At 35.2% G+C, this 1,587-nt stretch carries 2 protein-coding genes; both read left to right on the forward strand.

What is annotated here, in order from left to right:
• Positions 1–57: 57 nt before the first annotated feature.
• Positions 58–1,089: a hypothetical protein gene (locus tag RRG12_RS44025; RefSeq protein ID WP_420761668.1), complete on the forward strand. Its 1,032-nt coding sequence runs from the start codon at positions 58–60 to the stop codon at positions 1,087–1,089.
• 40 nt (positions 1,090–1,129) lie between these two features.
• Positions 1,130–1,516, forward strand: a complete 387-nt coding sequence (locus RRG12_RS44030) for a hypothetical protein (RefSeq protein ID WP_420761667.1) — start codon at positions 1,130–1,132, stop codon at positions 1,514–1,516.
• The last annotated feature ends 71 nt before the right edge of the window (positions 1,517–1,587 follow it).

The raw sequence follows: 1,587 nt of genomic DNA on the forward strand, positions 1-1,587 counted from the left end.
TAATGTAGCAGTAGCAAGTCATAATTAATTTTAAGAAAAGTATCTAATTAACAATTTATGAAACCTAAAGTTAAAGTTTTACTTGCTTTAATTCCCTTTTCATTTATCCTTGGCAGTTGCCAAAAAGAAGACTTATCAGAAGCGAAATCATTTGGTGATTTATCCCAATCTTTAGCAATTGCCAACGAAACAATATCGGCTGATATTTATGCTTCCTGCGCCCGATCCGCAACCTGGGAAGCTTTGGGAACACAGCAAAGTAGAATAAATAGCAAAGATCGTTTGGATAAATGCGACGAAATTTACCTTCCGAATTCACAAAATACTGAAATAGCTGGCAGTGTTTTAGTCAACTATGTTGCGGCAGTTGGAAATTTAGCCACTGAAAATGATAACGGCTTTACTCCTCAGTTAAATAAAATTTCAGACGGTTTAGGAAAGCTTAATATTGATGAAAATGCTCGCACAGCAGGGGTTAAAATTGCTGACTTTATTACTAATCTTCTAGTTACAGATTTTCGGCGAGATAACTTGAAAGTTGCTATTGTTTGCACAGATCAAGATATTCAGAAATATTCTACTGAACTGTCCGATTTCATTGAGTCATCTTATGTAAAGTCTTTGCTCAACGACGAAATTACGCAGATTCATGAAAATTATGGTTTCTACATAAGTGAGGTCAATATAAGATTACTAAAATTATCAAACCCAGAAGATGATCTACAAGATTTTAACGCACTTCAGACACAACAGACTTTATTAGAGGCAGAAGAACGAGCAGAAATTACCAAGGTAATTGAACGTAAAAAACAGGGATCAGCCTACGTAGCTGCTATTCGTTATACCGCAGAATTTCACCGCCAATTGAAGCGTATTTTCAATAAAGATCGGGAAGAACTCTCATCAGACCAAATTCAAAAATGCAATAAATATCGCTCTAAAAAGGAAAGCCTAAGTTTTCAAAATACCGATAAAAAATATGATGTTTGGAATCAAGAAATTACCACATCAGAGTTAAAGCAAGCCAAGAAAGTAACCAAGGAATACATTGACAAAGTTACTCCTCTATTTAATGAGATTCAAGATTAATTATCAAGTCAACCGTTTGTAAATAAAAGAAAGAGGACTTATGACTACTGAACTAAATATAGATCATTTAAAAGAGATTCATGATCAACTAACTAATACAATTAAATTTCTCAGTGAAGAGGCTGGCAAAGCTCGTGACGATGGGAGAATTGATCGCACAAAATTTACACAGGCAAAAGATGAATGGGGCAAGTTGGAAACCAAAGCAATTGAACTACAGGGTTTGATCGATGGGGTAAAACTAGGTTCTATACTCAATAACGATGTTAATAGTTCTTACTCACAAATTCTGAGTGCCACAAATAGCCTACAAGAAGCTGCTAAAAAGATTAAGAATGAGAATTTTGGAGGTTTTTTATCAGAAATAGCTAAAGTTATTGATATTGTTACTAGCACCATCAAGGCTATTAAACCGATGGGCTTCTGACCTCGCGGGGCTATAAAAAGGACTAGGATGCAGATATAATAAGCCTCATAGCCCTCTCTCATTGCTGGAAT

The sequence above is a fragment of the Nostoc sp. CALU 546 genome, assembly GCF_048836525.1.